Source organism: Sphingomonas sp. PAMC 26605, from assembly GCF_000241485.1.
Taxonomy (GTDB): Bacteria; Pseudomonadota; Alphaproteobacteria; order Sphingomonadales; family Sphingomonadaceae; genus Sphingomonas.
Genome location: NZ_JH584241.1, coordinates 525,533 through 528,679, shown reverse-complemented (window position 1 = coordinate 528,679; position 3,147 = coordinate 525,533). Strand labels below are relative to the sequence as shown.

At 69.6% G+C, this 3,147-nt stretch carries 4 protein-coding genes; 3 read left to right on the top strand and 1 reads right to left on the bottom strand.

Features of this window, described 5'->3' with window-relative positions:
* The first annotated feature begins 14 nt into the window (after positions 1-14).
* From RH90_RS02315 to RH90_RS02305, 3 genes are all read left to right on the top strand, one after another.
* Entirely contained in the window at positions 15-386 is a 372-nt protein-coding gene (locus tag RH90_RS02315) for a YraN family protein (protein ID WP_029624977.1), read from the top strand.
* Positions 387-528: 142 nt separating this feature from the next.
* The gene (gene gshB, locus RH90_RS02310) at positions 529-1,485 is read left to right on the top strand and encodes a glutathione synthase (protein ID WP_010183620.1); all 957 of its coding nucleotides are present in this window, start codon (positions 529-531) and stop codon (positions 1,483-1,485) included.
* 186 nt (positions 1,486-1,671) lie between these two features.
* Positions 1,672-2,271, top strand: a complete 600-nt coding sequence (locus RH90_RS02305; RefSeq protein WP_010183619.1) for a DedA family protein — start codon at positions 1,672-1,674, stop codon at positions 2,269-2,271.
* Here RH90_RS02305 and RH90_RS02300 read toward each other — a convergent pair.
* Positions 2,268-3,147, bottom strand: an 880-nt coding sequence (locus RH90_RS02300) for a tyrosine recombinase XerC (RefSeq protein ID WP_010183618.1), incomplete at its 5' end; no start/stop codon positions are given. The two genes, RH90_RS02305 and RH90_RS02300, sit on opposite strands and share 4 nt — an antisense overlap.

Here is a 3,147-nt window from a genome sequence, read left to right as displayed (position 1 = left end):
CCCCAGCCCCTCCCCTGAAGGGGAGGGGAGCGACACGCGATCGCCGCCTCGCCGAAGCCGCCGGCCGCCGTGGCGAGCGCTTGGCCGGCTGGTGGCTCCGCCTCAAGGGCTGGCAGATCCTCGCGCGCCGCGTGCGCACCCCCGCCGGTGAAGTCGATCTGATCGCGCGCAAGGGCACGCTGGTCGCCTTCGTCGAGGTCAAAATGCGCGCCACCGCCGCCGAGCTCGATTTCGCGATCGACGAGCGCCGCCTCGCGCGCGTCGCCGCGGCGGCCGAATTTCTGATGCCGAGCTATGCCGGCCCCGGCGACGACATCCGCGTCGATGTCATCCTGCTCGCACCGGGCGCGCGCCCGCGCCACATCGAGAATGCCTGGATCGGGTGACATCGCCGGCTTGGCACCCTAGATGCGCTCTGCCCCGACCGTCATGCCAGCGCAGGCTGGTATCGCGCGGTCGGGAGCATAGCGCCCGCACCCCAGAGACCCCAGCCTCCGCCGGGGTGACGGCACGCGGCAGGAGTCGAACATGTCCCTCACTGTCGCCGTCCAGATGGATCCGATCGCGCAGATCAACATCGCGGGCGATTCGACCTTCGCGCTGATGCTCGCGGCGCAGGAGCGCGGGCACCGGCTGTTCCACTACAATGCCGAAGACCTGAACTATGCGAATGGCCGCGTCTGGACCAAGGCCGACCCGGTCACCGTGCAGCGCGTCGTCGGCGATCATTACAGCTTCGGCGAATCGGTCAGCCTCGACCTCGGCGACGACGCCGACGTCGTGCTGATGCGGCAGGACCCGCCGTTCGACCTCGGCTATATCACCGCGACGCATCTGCTCGAGCGGATCGCGCACAAGACGCTGGTGGTGAACGACCCCGCTTCGGTGCGCAACGCGCCCGAGAAGGTGTTCGTGCTCGATTACCCGCAGTTCATGCCGCCGACGCTCGTCACGCGCAGCCTCGACGAAGCGCGCGCCTTCCTCAGCGAACACGGCGAGATCGTGATCAAGCCGCTTCACGGCAATGGCGGCAAGGCGATCTTCAAGGTCGGCTCGGACGGGGCGAACCTGTCGGCGCTGATCGAGGTGTTCAACACGATGTGGCGCGAGCCGCACATGGTCCAGGCGTTCCTCCCCGATGTGGCGAAGGGCGACAAGCGGATCGTTCTGGTCGACGGCGAGGTCGCCGGCGCGATCAACCGGCTGCCCGGCGAAGGCGAGATCCGCTCGAACCTCGCGGTCGGCGGGTCGGCGGTGAAGACCGAGCTGACGGACAAAGAGCGCGAGATCTGTGCGGTGCTCGGGCCCGAACTCAAGCGGCGCGGGCTGCTGTTCGTCGGGATCGACGTGATCGGCGGCGAATGGTTGACCGAGATCAACGTCACCTCGCCGACCGGGATCGTCGCGATCGAGCGCTTCGACGGGACCGATGTCGCGGGGCTGATCTGGGATGCGATCGAGCGGAAGGTTGCAGCGCGTGGGTGAGGCAGCCTCTTCCTTCCCCCCTCCCGCTTGCGAGTTCGAGGTCGACCGCGCCCCGCGCGGTCGAGGATGTGGCGGGGCCACATCCGACCACGAACTGGGTCGGGGGTGGGCGCGCGCTATCAGCGGGTGCTAGCGTTGAAAGCGCGCCCCCCAGCCCCTCCCGCAAGCGGGAGGGGAGTTAGGTAAGTGACCGACTTGATCGTCAACCTCACGGCGTGGGGCGGCTATTTCGGCATCTTCGTGTTGATGGTGCTCGAAAACGTCTTCCCGCCGATCCCCTCCGAAGTGATCATGGGGCTGGGCGGGATCGCGGTCGCGCGCGGGCAGATGACGCTCGTCCCGCTGATCGTCGCGGGCACGGTGGGAACGGTCGTCGGCAATTATTTCTGGTACGCGATCGGCTACCGGCTCGGCTATCAGCGCTTGCGCCCGTTCGTCGATCGCCATGGCCGCTGGCTGACGCTCGACTGGCAGCATGTCGTCGCGCTCGAGGCCTTCTTCCGGTCGCGCGGGCAATGGGTGGTGTTCGTGTTCCGCTTCATGCCGGCGTTCCGCACGATGGTGTCGCTGCCCGCCGGAATGGCGCGGATGTCACACGCCCGCTTCCTGCTGTGGACCGCGGCGGGCTCGGCGATCTGGAACACCGGGCTGGCGTTCGCGGGCTATTATCTCGGCGCCAATTTCCGCGAGCTCGATCGCTTCATCGGCCCCGCCGCGATCGCGCTGACAGTGGCGATCGTGCTCGGCTATCTGTGGCGGCTGCTGCGCTGGAAGCCGCGCGCCTAGGCGCGCGGATGCGCGTTGCGGTAGACGTCGAGCAGATGCGCCGCATCGACCTGCGTGTAGATTTGCGTCGAGCTGAGGCTGGCATGCCCCAGCAATTCCTGCAGCGCGCGCAGATCGGCGCCGCGCCCGAGCAGATGCGTCGCGAACGAATGGCGCAGCGCATGCGGCGTCGTGCGATCGGGCAGACCGAGCCGCACGCGTGCGCCCTGCACCGCCCGGCGCACCAAGCGCGGCGACAGCGGACCGCCCTTCGCGCCGCGGAAGATCGGCGCGTCGCGCGCGGCGCCGTACGGGCTTAGCCGCACATACGCCTCGACCGCCTCACGGACTTGCGGGAGCAAAGGCACGATCCGCGTCTTGTCGCGCTTGCCCGTGACGGCGAGCGTCGCGCCGAGCGGAAGCACCGCGCCGGTCAGCGACAACGCCTCGGCGACGCGCAGCCCCGCGCCGTACAGCAGCAGCAGCACCGCGAGATCGCGCGCGCCGATCCACGGCTCGCTGGCATCGTCAGACACGTCGTCGGCGAGCGCGACCGCCTCGTCGGGCGAGATCGGGCGCGGCACGCCCTTCTTGACGCGCGGGCCCTTGAGCCGCGGCGTGGTGCCCTCGCCCGTCGCGAAGGCGAGGAAGCCGCGCACTGCCGACAGTTCGCGCGCCGCCGAGGCGTTGGTGAGGCCGCCGCCGCGGCGCTCTGCGAGGAAGGCGCGGAGGTCGGCGGTGTCGGTTTTGGCGAGCGCGGCGCGGTCGACCGCTTCGCCCCAATGCTGCGTGAGGAAGCCGCACAGCCGCGTCGCGGTCGCTTCATAGGCGCGCACGGTGTGGACCGAACGGCGCCGGTCGCGCGCGAGGTGGTCGGCGTAGAGGCGGGGGAGGTCG